Genomic DNA, 14,946 nt, shown 5'->3' with positions numbered 1-14,946 from the left:
CGTCAGAGGATCACGTGCGGCAGAAAGCGCGCGTATTCGTCGGTCACCAGTCCGGCCGACTCGCGGATGCCGAGGCCCGCCGACTCGTCGTCGACGACCCAGGCGCCCAGGACGACACGGTTGCCGTCGAAGTCGGGCAGCGGCGCCAACTCCTGGTAGCAGCAGGCCTCTTCGCGCAGTACAGGGGCCGTGTCCGTGGTGTCCGGGGCGTGCAGGGTGACGCCGGCGCCCTCGCGGCCGAGCAGTGGTTTGGCCACGTAGCCCGTCGTCGTCGCCAGCTCCCGCGGCCCGTCGAGGTAGGCGGGCAGGAGGTTCGGATGGCCGGGGTAGAGCTCCCAGAGAATGGCCAGAAGTGCCTTGTTGCTCAGCAGCATCTTCCAGGCGGGCTCGATCCACAGGGTGGTGCCGGTGCCGCCGCCGTTGTCGAGGGTGTCGAGGACGTGGTCGGCGAAGCGGTCGGTGGTCAGCCACTCCCACGGGTAGAGCTTGAAGCAGCTGCGGATGAAGCGGAGTTGCTGGTCGACGAAGCGTCCGGAGAGGCGGTCCCAGCCGATCTCCTCCATGGAGATCCAGGCGGTGTCGAGGCCGGCCTGCTCGGCGGTCTCCTGGAGGTAGGCGACCGTCATCAAATCCTCGCCGAGCTCGTCGGCGGAGGAGTACGCGAAGTACAGCGGGCTGCCCGGCGGGAGCAGCGCTGCCTGCTTCTTCCAGGCGGCGACGAGGCGTTCGTGCAGGGAGTTCCACTGGTCGGCGCCGGGGAAGCGCTCCTCCATCCAGAACCACTGCGGGGAGGCGGCCTCGACGAGGGAGGTGGGGGTGTCGGCGTTGTACTCCAGCAGCTTGGCGGGGCCGCTGCCGTCGTAGCGGAGATCGAAGCGGCCGTAGACGGAGGGGAGTTCGGCGCGGCGGCGCCAGGCCTCGGCGACCGCGTCGGCGACGCGCGGGTCGGTGATGCCGAGGTCGGCGAAGCGGTTCGCGGTGACGATGTGGTCCGCCGCCGCCAGGCACATGCGGTGGAGTTCCTCGACCACGTCCTCCAGGGCCTCGACCTCCTCCAGGGAGAAGGCGTAGTAGGCGCTCTCGTCCCAGTAGGGGCGCAGGGAGTCGTCGGGGTAGCGGGTGAGCGGGTAGATCAGGCCCTGTTCCTCGACGGTCTGCTGCCAGCCGGGGCGGGGCTCGATGCTGCGGCGTTCCATGGCGTCTCTGTGTGGTCTGTCCGTGCGTCCGCGCTCAGCCGCCGCCGCTGCCGCCGGAGCAGCCGAAGCCGCCGCGGTCGACGGCCTCGCTCTTGCTGAAGGTGCCGTAGTCGGCGCGGCCGTTGCTGACGTCGGCGTCGTAGTACCAGGCGGCGTCGGCGCTCTTGCCGGTGCCGGACTTCTTCTTGCCGCCCTTGGCCGAGGACGAGCCGGAGCTGCCGGTGTTGCAGTTCTTGTCGGCGACGACCTTGTAGCCCTCGTAGGTGTAGCTGTCGCGGTCGACGCAGCGGCGGTCCGGGTCGGAGCCGCAGGAGGTGAGTGCCGCCGCGACGACTCCCATGCCGCCGAGCACGACCGTGCTGGAGCGCAGCCGTCGCCGAGTTTCCGCCATGTTCTCTGTCTCCCCCGCGGTTCGTCGAGCCGTTGTCCGGCGGTCAGCCTAGAGATCGGTGAGAGTGCCCGTGCAGCCACCCCGTCCGTCTTCACCGCTCCCCTACAGTCGCTTTGTGATCTTTGGGATGGTGTGTGCGCTCGGTGCGGCGGTCTGCTTCGGTACGGCGACGGTGTTGCAGGCGGTCGCCGCGCGGGCGGCCGGCACCGGTGGGGGCGGGGAGGCGGCGCTGCTGCTGCGGGCGGTGCGGCAGTGGCGGTATGTGGCGGGGCTGGCGCTGGACGGGCTGGGGTTCGTGCTGCAGATCGTGGCGCTGCGATCGGTTCCGATCTACGCGGTCGGGGCGGCGCTGGCGTCGAGCCTCGCGGTGACGGCGGTGGTCGCGGCGCGGTTGCTGCGGGTGCGGTTGAGCGGGGTGGAGTGGGCGGCGGTGGCGGTGGTGTGTGCCGGGCTGGCGATGCTGGGAGTGGCGTCCGGGACCGAGGGGGATCTGGGCGGGCCGGCGGCGCTGAAGTGGGTGATGCTCGGGGTGGCCGTGGGGGTGCTGCTGCTCGGGCTCGCGGGCGGGCGGCTGTCCGAGCGCTGGCGTGGGCCGGTGCTCGGGCTGGGGGCGGGGTTCGGGTTCGGGGTGGTCGAGGTGGCGGTGCGGTTGATCGACTCACTGGCTCCGTCGTCGCTGCTCACGCATCCGGCGACGTATGCGCTGCTGATCGGCGGGGGCGCCGCGTTCCTCTGTCTGACGTCGGCGCTGCAGCGGGGCTCGGTGACGTCGGCGACCGCGGCCATGGTGATCGGCGAGACGGTCGGGCCCGCACTGGTGGGGGTGGTGTGGCTCGGGGACCGTACGAGGGAGGGGCTGGAGTGGCTGGCGGTGCTGGGGTTCGCGGTGGCTGTGGTCGGCGCGCTGGGGTTGGCACGGTTCGGAGAGGCGCCGGCCTCCGGTGGTGAGGCGGCTGGGGAGGGGGCGGGAAAGGTGAAGGGTGGCACGGAAGCATCCAGGTGACCACCCCGGCGACGGCTCCCCGGACACCCGGCCACGCCTTGAGCGAGACCGCGGCTCACCCCGGAACGCCTCAAGCAAGACTCCGGCTCACCCCTGTCCGGCCCGCCCTCGGGCCCGGCGCCGTCGGCCCACTCGCCGGGACCCGCGCCGTTGGCCCACTCGCCGGACCCCGCGCCGCCGGCCCACCCGCCCCCCCACGTCCTCACCCCGCCCTCACCTGCTACGGCATAGCCCTGCACAGCGCCTCCAGCGCCCCAGCCCACCCGCTGTCCGACGGGGTGCCGTAGCCGACGACCACCGCGTCCAGGCCGTCGGGGCGGGCGTCGGGGTGGCGGAAGTAGGAGAGGCCGTGGAGGGCCACGCCCTGCCAGGCGGCGGACTGGACGACGGAGTGTTCGGTGCCGGGTGGGAGGCGGAGGACGGCGTGGAGGCCGGCGGCGATGCCGGTGATGTGGACGTCGGGGGCCTCGGCGGTGAGGGCGGTGAGCAGGGCGTCCCGGCGGCGGCGGTAGCGGAGGCGGGAGGCGCGGACGTGGCGGTCGTAGGCGCCGGAGGTGAGGAACTCCGCCAGGGTCAGCTGGTCCAGGGCGCTGGAGGTGTCGACCTTGCCCTTCGCCGCCGCGGTCTCCGCCGCCAGGGACGGGGGCAGCACCATCCAGGCCAGCCGGAGGCCGGGGGCCAGGGCCTTGCTCGCGGTGCCGAGGTAGACGACGCGGTCGGGGTCGAGGCCCTGGAGGGCGCCGACGGGCTGGCGGTCGTAGCGGAACTCGCCGTCGTAGTCGTCCTCCAGGATCAGGCCGCCGGTGCGGCGGGCCCAGTCGACCACCGCGGTGCGGCGGCTCCGGTGGAGCGGGAGGCCCATCGGGAACTGGTGGGCGGAGGTGAGCAGGACCGCGCCCGCGCCGCCGAGGTCCGCCGGGTCGGTGCCCCGGTCGTCGTAGGGCAGGGGCGGGGTGCGCAGGCCGGCTTGCGTGAGCTGGTTCCAGTGCGCGTCGAGGCCGTACGACTCCACGGCGACGGTGTGGACGCCGCGGGCCCGCAGGACCGTGCCGAGCAGGCGCAGCCCGTGGGCGATGCCCGAGCACACCAGGATGCGGTCGGGGTCGGCGCGGACGCCGCGGGCGCGGGCGAGGTAGTCGGCGAGGGCGGAGCGCAGTTCGGGGCGGCCGCGGGGGTCGCCGTAGCCGAGGGCGTGGTGCGGGGCCGCGAGGAGGGCGCGGCGGGCCGCCTTGAGCCACTCGGCGCGGGGGAAGGCGGCAAGGTCGGGGGTGCCGGGGCGGAAGTCGTGGGTGGGGCGGTGCGGTGCGCGGGGGCCCGGGCCGCCCGTGGCCGAGGTCGGGGGCGTCACCGTGCCTTCCGCGACCCTCGTGCCCGAGCCCTGCCGGGCGGTGAGCCAGCCTTCGGCGACCAGGTCGGCGTAGGCGTCGGCGACCGTGTTGCGGGCGATGCCCAGGTCGGTGGCGAGGCTGCGGGAGGAGGGCAGCCGGGTGCCCGGGGCCAGGCGGCCGGTGCGGACCGCCTCGCGCAAGGCGTCGGTCAGGCCCCGGCGCAGGTGTGGGCCGGCGGGTTCCAGATGGAGGTCGACGCCCAAAGTGGCCCATGATTTCGCCATGGGAATGGACCATACCGGTGGGCTGCCTCGAATCTAGGGTCGAGGACATGACGACGCACACCGACGAGACGCACACCGACGACAGGACACCCACCGACCGCACCGGCACCGGCACCGGCCACGCCACCGTGGACCACACCACCGTGGACCACACCTCCGTGGGCTACGCCCCCGAGCACACCCCGCGCCTCGCCTGGGCCGAGCAGGCGCCCGAGGTCTTCAAGGCGATGATCCGGCTCGACGCCGCCGCCCGGAAGGGCCTCGACCCGAAGCTGCTGGAGCTGGTGAAGGTCCGCGCCTCGCAGATCAACCGCTGTGCGCTCTGCGTCGACATGCACAGCAAGGACGCGCTGGCGGCGGGCGAGAGCGTGGAGCGGATCGTGCAGCTCAGCGCGTGGGAGGAGTCGGAGCACTTCTACACCGACCGGGAGCTGGCGGCGCTCGCGCTGACGGAGGCGGTGACGGTGCTGACCGACGGGTTCGTGCCGGACGCGGTGTATGAGCGGGCGGCGGCGCACTTCGAGGACGCCGAGCTGGCGCAGCTGATCGCGGCGATCACGGTGATCAACGCGTGGAACCGGTTCGGGGTGACCTGCCGGCTGGTTCCCGGGCACTACCAGCCGGGGCACAAGTGACGGCGCGTACGCGGCTGTTGGACACATCGGTCGCGCAGGCCATGTCCGCGCTCAGCGCCGCCGCGAAGAGAGGCCTCGGGGACCCCGCGCTCGCCGAACTCGTCGTGATCCGGGCCTCACAGCTCAACCACTGCGCGTTCTGCCTCGACATGCATCTGCGCATCGCCCGCGAACACGGGGTGCCGGAGCGGCAGTTGGATCTGCTGGCCGCCTGGGAGGAGGCCGAGGGGGTCTTCGACGAGCGGGAGCGGGCGACGCTCGCGCTGACGGAGGCGGTGACCGTCCTGACGGAAGGGTTCGTGCCGGACGAGGTCTACGAGACGGCCGCCAAGCACTTCGACGACACGCAACTCGCCCATCTGATCGGGCTGATCGTCGCCATCAACAACTGGAACCGGGTGATGGTCAGCCGCCGCATACCGCCGGGAGGCTACACACCATGAGCGTCGGAGGGGCACCCGTCATGAGCAAGGTCGAGATCTTCCGTCGGCTCCATCGGCGCCAGGCCGCGGACGATCCGCTCGTGCTGCCGGGACCGTGGGACGCCGCCAGCGCCCGGGTGTTCGCCGAGGCCGGCTACCCGGCGCTCGCGACGCCCAGCGCGGGGGTCGCCGCCTCGCTGGGCCACGAGGACGGGCAGACCCCGGCCGACGAGATGTTCGCGGCGATCGCGCGGATCACCCGGGCCGTGGACGTACCGGTGTCGGCGGACGTCGAGGGCGGGTACGGGCTGGCTCCGAAGGAGCTGGTGGAGCGGCTGCTGGAGGCGGGTGCCGTGGGCTGCAACCTTGAGGACTCCAACGGGGGTGTCCTCAAGGACCCGCACCAGCATGCCGAGTGGCTCGCAGAGGTGCGCTACGCGGCCGGGGGCGAGCTCTTCGTCAACGCCCGCATCGACACCTTCCTGCACGGGAACGGCGATCCCGAACAGGCCATCGAGCGGGCTGCGTTGTACAGGGCCGCGGGCGCCGACTGCGTGTATCCGATCACCGCCCCGGCGGACGTACTGCCGCTGCTGCGGTCCGGGATCCACGGGCCGGTGAACGTGATCGCGAAGGTCGGCGTGGGCCCCTCGCCCGCCGAACTGGGCGAACTCGGGGCCACGCGCGTGACGTTCGGGCCGTGGTTGCAGCGGCGGACGGCCGCGATCCTCCATGAGCTGGTCCAGGAAATGAGCTGAGCCGGGAAATGGGCTGACCCAGGAGGTGGGGTGAGCCACGAGGCGGGCCGGTCGGCGTCAGGAGAGCCACGTCCGCCACGTGGACTCATGCCCCCTCACCCACTTCTCCGCCGCCTGCTCCGGCGTCAGCTTCTGGTCGGCGATCATCAGGGCGACCTCGTTCTGGTCCTCGGTCGTCCACCGGAACTTCTTCAGGAAGGCGGCGGCCTTCCCGCCGGAGCGGGCGAAGTCGGAGTTGAGGTACTTCTCCAGCGGGGTGTGCGGATAGGCGCAGGCGACCTTCGCCGGGTCGGCGTCGCAGCCCTCCTTGTACGCGGGGAGCTTCACCTCGGTCATGGGGACCTTCTTGAACAGCCACTGCGGCGCGTACCAGTAGGTGAGGAAGGGCTTCTTCTCCTTGGCGAACTGCCTGATCTGGGTGATCTGGGCGGCCTCGGAGCCGGCGAAGACGACCTGGTAGTCCAGGTCCAGGTTGGCCACGAGCGCCTTGTCGTTGGTGACGTACGACGGGGAGCCGTCCATGAGCTGGCCCTTGCCGCCGCTCTCCGCGGTGCGCATGAGGTCGGCGTACTTGTTGAGGTTCTTCCAGTTGGTGACGTCCGGGTGCTGCTTGGCGAAGTACGTGGGGACGTACCAGCCGATGTGCCCGGTCACGCCGAGTTGGCCGCCGCGCGTGATGGTCTTCTTGTCGTCGACATAGCGCTTTTCCTGTTCGGGGTGGCCCCAGTCCTCCAGGATCGCGTCGACCCGGCCCTGGCTGAGCGCGTCCCAGGCGGGGACCTCGTCGACCTGGACGGTGTCGACGCGGTAGCCGAGCTCGTGCTCCAGGAGGTACTGGGCGACGGCCACGTTGGCCTGGGCGCCGACCCAGGACTGGACGGAGAGGGTCACGCTCTTCGAGCCCTGGGCATTGGCGAACGGCGAGGCCTGCTTGGTCATGTCGGCGGCGCCGCAGCCGGTGAGCAGCAGCAGCGAGCCGACCGCGGCGGTCGCGCACAGGCGCGTACGGATACGCATGTCACGCTCCCTTCTTCGTACGGCGTTCCGTCGGCTGGGTCACCCGGTCGAGCATCAGGCCGAGGCAGACGATCGCGGCACCGGCCACCAGACCGGTCGCGAGGTCGCCCTGGGCGAGGCCGAAGACGACGTCGTAGCCGAGGGCGCCACCGCCGACCAGACCGCCGATGATGACGACCGCGAGGACCAGGACCACGCCCTGGTTGACGGCGAGCAGCAGCGCCGGGCGGGCCAGCGGGAGTTGGACCTGGCGCAGCTGCTGCCAGCTGGTGGCGCCGAGGGAGTCGGAGGACTCCATCGCGGCCGCGTCGACCTGGCGCAGGCCCTGGGTGGTGATGCGGACGACGGCGGGCAGCGCGTAGACGACGGCCGCGGCGACGGCGGGGGCGCGGCCGACGCCGAACAGGGCGACGACCGGGATGAGATAGACGAACTGCGGCATCGTCTGGAAGACGTCCAGGACGGGGCGCAGGGCCCGTTCGAGGCGGTCGCTGCGGGCCGCGGCGATGCCGGTCGCGAAGCCGATGACCAGGGTGACGGCAACGGCGGCGAGAACCTGGGAGAGGGTGTCGAGAGCCGGCGTCCACACGCCCAGGACGCCGATGGCGGCCATGGCGAGGACCGCGGTGAGCGCGGTCTGCCAGGTGCCGATCAGCCAGGCCAGGGCAGCGACCAGCAGCAGCACCGACCACCAGGGCAGCCAGGTCAGCCCGTCCCGGAGCGGGTTGAGGACCCAGGTGGTGAAGTGGGCGGCCCAGTCGGCGGTGCCGCCGACGACGGGGACGCCGGAGTAGAGATGGGCGGTCATCCAGTCGACGGCGCGGTTGACGGGCTCGGCGATCCGCACGGTCCAGGCGTCGGGCCAGTCGAGGCGGCCCATGAGGCGTCCGGCGACGGCGACGGCGAGGGCGGCGACGAGGGCGTACAGCCATCCCGTGCGGCGCGGCTCGTCGGAGGTGGAGCCGTTGCCCGCCGCTCCGGTGACACGGTCGAGTACGACGGCCAGCAGCACGATCGGGATGCCGGCGGCGAGGGCGGCGCCGACGTCGACGGAGGCGAGCGCCTGGTAGACGCGGTCGCCGAGGCCGCCGGCGCCGATGACCGACGCGATGACCGCCATCGACAGGGCCATCATGATCGTCTGGTTGAGGCCGAGGAGGAGTTCCTTGCGGGCCAGCGGGATGCGGGCGGTGAGCAGGCCCTGGCGGGCGGTCGCGCCCAAGGACCGCACGGCCTCCAGGACCTCCTTGTCGGCGCCGCGCAGGCCGAGCGCGGTGAGGCGGGCCATGGGCGGGGCGGCGTAGACGACCGTGGCGAGGACGGCGGCGGGGACGCCCATGCCGAAGACCAGGACGACGGGAAGGAGGTAGGCGTAGGCGGGGAGGACCTGCATGGTGTCGAGGACCGGGCGCAGGGCCCGGTTCAGGCGGTCGGAGAGTCCGCCGGCCAGCCCGAGCAGCGCGCCCACGACGACGGACGCGGCGACGGCCACGACCATCAGGGCCAGGGTCTGCATGGTCGGCACCCACATGCCCAGCCAGCCGCAGGTGAGGAACGCGGCCACCGTGCCCAGGGCGAGGCGAAGTCCCGCGACCCGCCAGGCCACGAGGGCGCCCAGGGCCGTCACGCCGGCCCAGCCGGCCGCGAGCAGCACCAGGTAGACGGCTCGTACGGAGAGCACGATCGCGTTGCTGACGTGGCCGAAGAAGTAGAGGAAGAGGGGGTGGGTGTCGCGGTTGTCGACGATCCAGGTGCTGGCGTCGGTGAGGGGCTTGGTGAGGTCGACGGTCAGGGCGTCCGGCCAGGCGCCGCCGGCCCAGCGGGCGTTGGCCAGGGGGACGAGGACGGCGGCGGCCAGGGCGAGCAGCCCGAGCTTGTGGACGGCCCGGTGCCTGAGGACGGCGGGCACGGTACGCGGGGAGAAGACGGTGATCGCAGCCATCAGACCGCCTCCTTCGCCGTTCCGGCCACCACCCCGAGCAGCCCGTCGGCGTCCACCACCCCGAGGCACCGCCCCTCGGACACGACCCGTGCCGGCTCGCCCGCGCGGGCCACGGCCTCGATGGCCTCCGAGACCGTGGCGTCCGGTGCCACCGCCGGGCCGGTGACCGTGTCCCCGTCCGAAGGTGTCCGCATCGCCGTCCGGACCGTCAGGACCTGCTCGCGCGGTACGTCGCGGACGAACTCGCGGACGTAGTCGTCGGCCGGGGAGCCCACGATCTCCTCCGGGGTGCCCAGTTGGACGACCTTGCCGTCGCGCATCAGGGCGATGCGGTCGCCCAGCTTCAGGGCCTCGCTGAGGTCGTGCGTGATGAAGACCATGGTGCGGCCCTCCTCGCGGTGCAGGCGGACGACCTCCTCCTGCATGTCCCGGCGGATCAGCGGGTCGAGCGCGCTGAAGGGCTCGTCGAAGAGGAGGACCTCCGGGTCGACCGCCAACGCCCGTGCGAGGCCCACGCGTTGGCGCTGGCCGCCGGAGAGCTGGCTGGGCCTGCGCTGTTCCATGCCCTCCAGGCCGACCTTCGCGACGACCTCGGCCGCGCGCGCCCGGCGTTCCGCCTTGCCCATGCCCTGGATCTCCAGGCCGTAGGCGACGTTGTCGAGGACCGTGCGGTGCGGCAGGAGGCCGAAGTGCTGGAAGACCATGGCGGCGCGGTGGCGGCGCAGTTCGCGCAGCCGGGGCTTGTCCATGGCACGGACGTCCTCGCCGTCGATGGCGATGGTGCCGGCCGTCGGCTCGATGAGCCGGGTCAGACAGCGCACCAGTGTGGACTTGCCCGAGCCGGACAGGCCCATCACCACGAAGACCTCGCCCTTGCGGACGTCGAAGGAGACGTCCCGGACGGCGGCGGTGCAGCCGGTGCGGGCGCGCAGGTCGGCGGGGTCGAGGGCGGTGAGTTCGGGATCGGCGGGGATCCGGTCGGCCTTCGGGCCGAAGACCTTCCAGAGCCCGTTCACGGAGAAGACAGGGGTCTCGGCGAGAACAGCATCACTCATCAGGCACCGCCTCCGATCAGGTCCACGGCTTTCTCACCGACCATGAGCACCCCGATCATCGGGTTCACGGCCGTCATCGTCGGGAAGACCGACGCGTCGGCGATCCGGATGCCCTCCAGGCCGCGGATGCGCAACTCGGGGTCGACCACGGCGAGTTCGTCGTCCACGGCGCCCATACGGCAGGTGCCCGCCGGGTGGTACACGGTGTGGGCGACCTTGCGGGCGTACTCGCTGAGTTCCTCGTCGCCGGTGACCTCCGGGCCCGGGCACACCTCGCGCTTCAGCCAGCCCGCCAGCGGCTCGGTCCGCGCGATCTCACGGGCGATGCGGATGCCGTCGACCAGGGTGCGGGCGTCGTAGTCGTCCTCGTCGGTGAAGTAGCGGAAGTCCAGGGCCGGTTTGACCGACGGGTCGGCGCTGGTCAGGTAGAGGCGGCCGCGGCTCTTCGGCTTGGGGATGTTCGGGGTCATCGAGACGCCGTACTGGGGACGTTCGTAGCCCAGGCGCTCGGGGTTGTCGGTGAAGGGGACCTGGTAGAAGTGGAACATCAGGTCCGGGCCGGGGTGTTCGGGGTCGCGGCGGACGAACAGGCCCGCGTCGGAGTCCATCGCGGAGTTCTCCGGGATGGGGCCGTTCGTCTCCCAGACGATGACCGACTCGGGGTGGTCGAGGAGGTTCTCGCCGACGCCCGGCAGGTCGTGCACGACGGGTATGCCGAGGGCCTCTAGGTCACGGGCGGGTCCGATGCCCGAGTGCAGGAGCAGCCGGGGCGAGTCGACGGCGCCGGCGCACAACAGCACCTCGTTCCGGGCGCGTACGACGAACTCCTCGCCGTCCTTGGCGCGGACATGGACGCCGCGGGCGCGCGTGCCGTCGAGGTCGAGGCGGTGCGCCCAGGTCTCCAGCAGGATCGTGAGGTTAGGGCGCTGGTCCATCACCGGGTGCAGATAGGCCACGGACGCCGAGGACCGCTTGTTGTTCTCGGGGTGGTAGGCGAGGTCGAAGAAGCCGACGCCGTCGTCGAAGGGCCGCTTGTTGAAGCCCTCGACGCGCGGGACGCCGGTCGCCTTCTGCGCGGCGTCGACGAAGTCGCGGGCGATGGCGTTCCGGTCCTTCTCGTCGACGGGGACGATGTTGTTGAGCAGCCGCGCGTAGTACGCCTCCATCGGCACCGCGCCCCAGCCCTTGGCGCCGTTCGCCTCCCACTCGTCCCAGTCGGACGGGAGCGGCTTGAAGGAGATCAGGGTGTTGTGCGAGGAGCAGCCGCCGAGGACGCGGGCGCGGCTGTGCCGGATGTGGGAGTTGCCGCGGGGCTGCTCGACCGTCGGGTAGTCGTAGTCGAGGTCGCCGCCGAGCAGGCCCATCCAGCGGCGCAGGGTGAGGACGTCCTCGCGGTCGACGTCGCTGGGGCCGCCCTCGATGACGGCGACGGTGACGTCGGGGTTCTCGGTGAGGCGGGAGGCGATGACGGAACCGGCGGTGCCGCCGCCTATGACGACGTAATCGTAGAGATGATTGGTCTCTGGCATGGGGGTACTCCTGAGGCGTGAGGGGTGGAGGCCGGTCCGTGAACCAGCGGGCGAGGCGGCCTGCGAACCAGCGGACGAGTCGGCTTACGAACACGAGTCGGCGGACGGGTCGGCTTACGCACACGAACCGGCGGACGAGCCGGCTTGCGCACACGAACCGGCGGACGAGCCGGCTTGCGAACCGGACGGGTCGGCCCACGGACGACGGAGGGTTCAGCCCGCGAACCAGCGGACCGGCTTCGGCGCGAGGTTCTGATAGACGTGCTTGCTCTCGCGGTACTCGGCGAGCCCGGCGGGGCCCAGTTCGCGCCCCGTCCCGCTCTTGCCGAAGCCTCCCCACTCCGCCTGCGGGAGATAGGGGTGGAAGTCGTTGATCCAGACGGTGCCGTGCCGCAGCCGCCCGGCGACGCGGCGGGCGCGTCCCGCGTCGGCGGTCCAGACGGCGCCGGCGAGGCCGTACTCGGTGTCGTTGGCGAGGAACACCGCCTCGTCCTCCGTCCGGAAGGTCTCGACGGTGAGGACGGGGCCGAACACCTCCTCGCGGACGACCTTCATCTCGCGGTGGCAGGCGTCGAGGACGGTCGGCTCGTAGAAGTACCCCTCTCCGAGCCCCTCCGGCCGCTTGCCGCCGGTGCGCAGCACCGCACCCTCCGCCAGCGCCGAGGCGACGTACGCCTCGACCTTGTCGCGCTGCTGCTCGGAGACGAGCGGGCCGCACTCGACGCCGTCGTCGGTGCCGCGGCCGAGCCTGATCCGGTGTGCCCGGGCGGCGAGTTCGGCGACGAAGCGCTCGCGCACCGACTCCTCGACGATCAGGCGGCCGCCCGCCGAGCAGACCTGGCCGCTGTGGATGAAGGCCGCGTTGAGGGCCTGGTCGACGGCGGTGTCGAAGCCCTCCTCGGTGGCGCAGGCGTCGGCGAAGACGACGTTGGGGTTCTTGCCGCCGAGTTCCAGGGCGACCTTCTTGACCGAAGGGGCCGCCGCCTGCGCCACCTTGGTGCCGCTGACCAGGCCGCCGGTGAAGGAGACGAGGTCGACGTCGGGGTGCTCGGCGAGCCGGGCGCCGACCGAGGCGCCTGGCCCGGTGACGATGTTGGCGACGCCGGCCGGGAGACCCGCCTCCACCAGCAGCTCGATCAGGGCGACGGTCGTCAGCGGGGTGATCTCGCTGGGCTTGACGACGAAGGTGTTGCCCGCCGCGAGCGCCGGGGCGATCTTCCAACTGGCCTGGAGGAGCGGGTAGTTCCACGGGGTGATGAGGGCGCAGACCCCCACCGGCTCGTGCACCACGACGCTGTGGATGTCGGGCGAGCCCGCGTCGACGACCCGGCCCCCGGACTCGGCGGCGACGAGACCGGCGAAGTAGCGGAAGGCGTCGGCGACACAGTCGATGTCGACGCGGCCCTCTTCGAGCGTCTTGCCCGCGTCGCGGCTCTCCAGGAGGCCGAGCCGTTCGCGGTCGCGCACGAGGAGGTCGGCGACGCGGTAGAGGAGGGCGGCGCGCTCGGCGACCGGGGTGCGTGGCCAGTCGCCGTGGTCGAAGGCCTGGCGGGCGGCGGCGACGGCCAGGTCGGTGTCCTTCTCGTCCCCTTCGGCGACGACGGCGAAGGGCTGCGCGTCCGCGGGGTCGATGATGTCGCGGGTCGCACCGGAGAGGGCTGCGCGCCACTCACCGCCCGCGTGGATCGTCTGCTGGGCCTGCTGTCCGGCCATGATCGGTGTTGCCTTCCGTTCCTGTTCCGTTCCCCTGAGTCACACGGATGTCACCCAGCGGGACCGTCACCGCCTGCCCTCGCCCTCGCATTGCATGCGCAATCGAGGCTGGAAAGTGCTCCGCATCACTGAACATGCGGGCAAATAGGGCGAATCGTACGCTGAGAATGGGCCCACGCGTGGCGGCCATCACAACGACCACCACAGGGGCCATCACCTGCGCACCCCGGAGGTGACGCATGGCAGGAAAAGCACTCGCCTGTGTCGCGGCGGCGCTGCTGCTCTCACCGGTCCTCATCGCCGCGGACGACGGCGGCGACCTGACCGCACGGCAACTCGCCGACCAGGCGAAGGACAACCTCCTTCACGCGAAGTCCGTCCATCTGAAGCTGACCGACCGCAGCACCGACACGCGGACCAGCACCACCCAGCCGACCTCGATGGATCTCGCCCTCGACCGGCACGGCAACTGCGTGGGTTCGATGGAGATGGGGGCGCACGGCGGCAGCGTGGAGATCGTCAAACAGGGCGACGAGGTGTGGATGAAGCCGGACGCCGACTTCTGGAAGGCCCAGGTGCCGGGCGGCCAGGGCGACGCGGTCGCCGAGCTCTTCAAGAACCGGTACATCCACGGCTCCACCAGCGACGCCATGCTCAAGGGCATGGCCGACACCTGCGATCTGACCTCCTTCCAGAAGGAGGTCGCGGGCGACGGGAACGGCGGGAACGGCGGGACGACCCTGACGAAGGGCGCCGAGACGACCGTGGACGGGGCGAAGGTCATCCCACTCAAGGGCAAGGAGGACGGCAAGCAGGAGGTCCTGTACGTCACTTCGGACTCCCCGCACCGGCTGGTGAAGGCCACCCAGCACGGCGGCGGCACCGACCTCACGCTGACCTTCACCGACTACGACAAGCCGGTTCCGACGGCCACGCCCTCCGCGGACGAGTCGGTGGACGTGGGAAAGCTGGAGCAGGAGCTGCAGAACGCGTGACGGACACCGAAGGCCTCAGCAAAGCCCCCAGTGCCGAAGGCCGTCAGCAAGGCCCCCGGTAAGGCCCTCAGTAGGTGAACCCGGCCGGCGGGTCCTCCCCCACCCGCCCGTCGATCGACTCCCGGATCAGATCGGCCTGCCCCACATGGCGGGCGTACTCCTCGACCAGGTCGGCGAGGATGCGGCGCAGGCTCGGCGAGTCCCCGTTCCGGCCGGTGTAATGGGCGAGCTGATCGAGCCCGCCCTCCGCGAGAACCCTGCGGACATTGGCCCGGGAGCGGTCCACCGCGGCGCCCCACAGCGCGTACAGCTGCTCGGGCGTGTCCTGCGCGGCCGAGCGCCACTCCCAGCCGGACTCCGCCTCCCAGTCCACGGTGTTCCAGGGCGCGCCCGGATCCTCCCCCAGCAGCCGCCAGGTGAAGTAGTCGGCCTCCACCAGTGCCAGATGCTTGAGCAGCCCGCCCAGTGTGATCGCCGAGGGCGCGAGCCGGGTCCGCAGGGCAGCCGCGTCCAACCCCTCGCACTTCCAGGCGAACGTCCTGCGCTGCCGCTCCAGGGACCCGATCAGGGTGTCGGCCTCGCTGCCCGCGACGGGCGGCTCCAGAAGAATCTCCTCGCTCATGGGAAGCACGCTACGGTCCATTCCGGACGATCCACGACCGGAATCCGACAGCGAAT

At 71.8% G+C, this 14,946-nt stretch carries 14 protein-coding genes; 5 read left to right on the top strand and 9 right to left on the bottom strand.

Going from position 1 to position 14,946, the window contains the following annotated elements; genetic code table 11:
- Positions 1–2: 2 nt before the first annotated feature.
- Together CRP56_RS26625 and CRP56_RS26620 are read right to left on the bottom strand one after the other, a co-directional pair.
- Positions 3–1,196, bottom strand: a complete 1,194-nt coding sequence (locus CRP56_RS26625) for a glutathionylspermidine synthase family protein (RefSeq protein ID WP_097268054.1) — start codon at positions 1,194–1,196, stop codon at positions 3–5.
- Between the two features lie 34 nt (positions 1,197–1,230).
- Positions 1,231–1,587 (bottom strand): hypothetical protein, encoded by a 357-nt coding sequence (locus tag CRP56_RS26620; protein WP_059192780.1) that lies wholly within the window; start codon positions 1,585–1,587, stop codon positions 1,231–1,233.
- Between the two features lie 127 nt (positions 1,588–1,714).
- Between CRP56_RS26620 and CRP56_RS26615 the strand changes: the two genes are divergently transcribed.
- Positions 1,715–2,590: a hypothetical protein gene (locus CRP56_RS26615; RefSeq protein WP_097268052.1), complete on the top strand. Its 876-nt coding sequence runs from the start codon at positions 1,715–1,717 to the stop codon at positions 2,588–2,590.
- Positions 2,591–2,810: 220 nt separating this feature from the next.
- Here CRP56_RS26615 and pdxR read toward each other — a convergent pair whose 3' ends face one another.
- Positions 2,811–4,202: a MocR-like pyridoxine biosynthesis transcription factor PdxR gene (gene pdxR / locus CRP56_RS26610; RefSeq protein WP_097268049.1), complete on the bottom strand. Its 1,392-nt coding sequence runs from the start codon at positions 4,200–4,202 to the stop codon at positions 2,811–2,813.
- 47 nt (positions 4,203–4,249) lie between these two features.
- On the opposite strand from pdxR, the gene CRP56_RS26605 reads away from it, so the two are divergent.
- From CRP56_RS26605 to CRP56_RS26595, 3 genes are read left to right on the top strand one after another with little or no spacing between them, the layout of a single operon-like run.
- On the top strand, positions 4,250–4,837 hold the full coding sequence (locus CRP56_RS26605) for a carboxymuconolactone decarboxylase family protein (RefSeq protein ID WP_097268047.1): 588 nt from the start codon (positions 4,250–4,252) through the stop codon (positions 4,835–4,837).
- Positions 4,834–5,280, top strand: a complete 447-nt coding sequence (locus tag CRP56_RS26600) for a carboxymuconolactone decarboxylase family protein (RefSeq protein WP_097268045.1) — start codon at positions 4,834–4,836, stop codon at positions 5,278–5,280. Before CRP56_RS26605 ends, CRP56_RS26600 begins: the two co-directional genes overlap by 4 nt.
- Positions 5,281–5,300: 20 nt before the next feature.
- Entirely contained in the window at positions 5,301–6,017 is a 717-nt protein-coding gene (locus CRP56_RS26595; RefSeq protein ID WP_097268043.1) for an isocitrate lyase/PEP mutase family protein, read from the top strand.
- Between the two features lie 57 nt (positions 6,018–6,074).
- On the opposite strand, the gene CRP56_RS26590 is transcribed toward CRP56_RS26595, so the two are convergent.
- The 5 genes from CRP56_RS26590 to CRP56_RS26570 form a co-directional block, all read right to left on the bottom strand.
- Positions 6,075–7,034 carry an ABC transporter substrate-binding protein gene (locus tag CRP56_RS26590; RefSeq protein ID WP_097268041.1) on the bottom strand — a complete coding sequence of 320 codons (960 nt, stop codon included), beginning with the start codon at positions 7,032–7,034 and terminating at the stop codon, positions 6,075–6,077.
- 1 nt (position 7,035) lies between these two features.
- A complete protein-coding gene (locus CRP56_RS26585) occupies positions 7,036–8,976 on the bottom strand; it encodes an ABC transporter permease (RefSeq protein ID WP_097268039.1) in 1,941 nt (646 codons plus the stop codon).
- Positions 8,976–10,031 carry a quaternary amine ABC transporter ATP-binding protein gene (locus tag CRP56_RS26580; RefSeq protein ID WP_097268036.1) on the bottom strand — a complete coding sequence of 352 codons (1,056 nt, stop codon included), beginning with the start codon at positions 10,029–10,031 and terminating at the stop codon, positions 8,976–8,978. The genes CRP56_RS26585 and CRP56_RS26580 overlap by 1 nt, the downstream gene beginning before the upstream one ends.
- Complete coding sequence (locus CRP56_RS26575) at positions 10,031–11,560, bottom strand: GMC family oxidoreductase (protein WP_097268034.1); 1,530 nt, start codon at positions 11,558–11,560, stop codon at positions 10,031–10,033. The genes CRP56_RS26580 and CRP56_RS26575 overlap by 1 nt, the downstream gene beginning before the upstream one ends.
- Before the next feature lie 213 nt (positions 11,561–11,773).
- Positions 11,774–13,273 carry an aldehyde dehydrogenase family protein gene (locus tag CRP56_RS26570; protein ID WP_097268032.1) on the bottom strand — a complete coding sequence of 500 codons (1,500 nt, stop codon included), beginning with the start codon at positions 13,271–13,273 and terminating at the stop codon, positions 11,774–11,776.
- A 239-nt stretch (positions 13,274–13,512) separates the two neighbouring features.
- Between CRP56_RS26570 and CRP56_RS26565 the strand changes: the two genes are divergently transcribed.
- The gene (locus CRP56_RS26565; RefSeq protein ID WP_097268030.1) at positions 13,513–14,268 is read left to right on the top strand and encodes a hypothetical protein; all 756 of its coding nucleotides are present in this window, start codon (positions 13,513–13,515) and stop codon (positions 14,266–14,268) included.
- A 67-nt stretch (positions 14,269–14,335) separates the two neighbouring features.
- Here CRP56_RS26565 and CRP56_RS26560 read toward each other — a convergent pair whose 3' ends face one another.
- Positions 14,336–14,890, bottom strand: coding sequence for a DinB family protein (locus tag CRP56_RS26560; RefSeq protein WP_097268028.1), 555 nt, complete (start codon positions 14,888–14,890; stop codon positions 14,336–14,338).
- Between the last annotated feature and the right edge of the window lie 56 nt (positions 14,891–14,946).

This window comes from Streptomyces sp. TLI_55 (assembly GCF_900206255.1).
GTDB classification, from domain to species: Bacteria; Actinomycetota; Actinomycetes; order Streptomycetales; family Streptomycetaceae; genus Streptomyces; species Streptomyces aquilus.
The sequence above is the reverse complement of the archived record's forward strand: the minus strand, read 5'-3'. Positions and strand labels throughout refer to the sequence as shown.

What these genes read in the sequence shown, in the direction of transcription:
- CRP56_RS26595 (WP_097268043.1), top strand. Translation starts at nt 5,301, where the DNA reads ATGAGCAAGGTCGAGATCTTCCGTCGGCTCCATCGGCGCCAGGCCGCG.
- CRP56_RS26590 (WP_097268041.1), bottom strand. Translation starts at nt 7,034, where the DNA reads ATGCGTATCCGTACGCGCCTGTGCGCGACCGCCGCGGTCGGCTCGCTG.
- CRP56_RS26620 (WP_059192780.1), bottom strand. Translation starts at nt 1,587, where the DNA reads ATGGCGGAAACTCGGCGACGGCTGCGCTCCAGCACGGTCGTGCTCGGC.
- CRP56_RS26585 (WP_097268039.1), bottom strand. Translation starts at nt 8,976, where the DNA reads ATGGCTGCGATCACCGTCTTCTCCCCGCGTACCGTGCCCGCCGTCCTC.
- pdxR (WP_097268049.1), bottom strand. Translation starts at nt 4,202, where the DNA reads ATGGCGAAATCATGGGCCACTTTGGGCGTCGACCTCCATCTGGAACCC.
- CRP56_RS26605 (WP_097268047.1), top strand. Translation starts at nt 4,250, where the DNA reads ATGACGACGCACACCGACGAGACGCACACCGACGACAGGACACCCACC.
- CRP56_RS26565 (WP_097268030.1), top strand. Translation starts at nt 13,513, where the DNA reads ATGGCAGGAAAAGCACTCGCCTGTGTCGCGGCGGCGCTGCTGCTCTCA.
- CRP56_RS26575 (WP_097268034.1), bottom strand. Translation starts at nt 11,560, where the DNA reads ATGCCAGAGACCAATCATCTCTACGATTACGTCGTCATAGGCGGCGGC.
- CRP56_RS26625 (WP_097268054.1), bottom strand. Translation starts at nt 1,196, where the DNA reads ATGGAACGCCGCAGCATCGAGCCCCGCCCCGGCTGGCAGCAGACCGTC.
- CRP56_RS26560 (WP_097268028.1), bottom strand. Translation starts at nt 14,890, where the DNA reads ATGAGCGAGGAGATTCTTCTGGAGCCGCCCGTCGCGGGCAGCGAGGCC.
- CRP56_RS26570 (WP_097268032.1), bottom strand. Translation starts at nt 13,273, where the DNA reads ATGGCCGGACAGCAGGCCCAGCAGACGATCCACGCGGGCGGTGAGTGG.
- CRP56_RS26580 (WP_097268036.1), bottom strand. Translation starts at nt 10,031, where the DNA reads ATGAGTGATGCTGTTCTCGCCGAGACCCCTGTCTTCTCCGTGAACGGG.
- CRP56_RS26615 (WP_097268052.1), top strand. Translation starts at nt 1,715, where the DNA reads ATGGTGTGTGCGCTCGGTGCGGCGGTCTGCTTCGGTACGGCGACGGTG.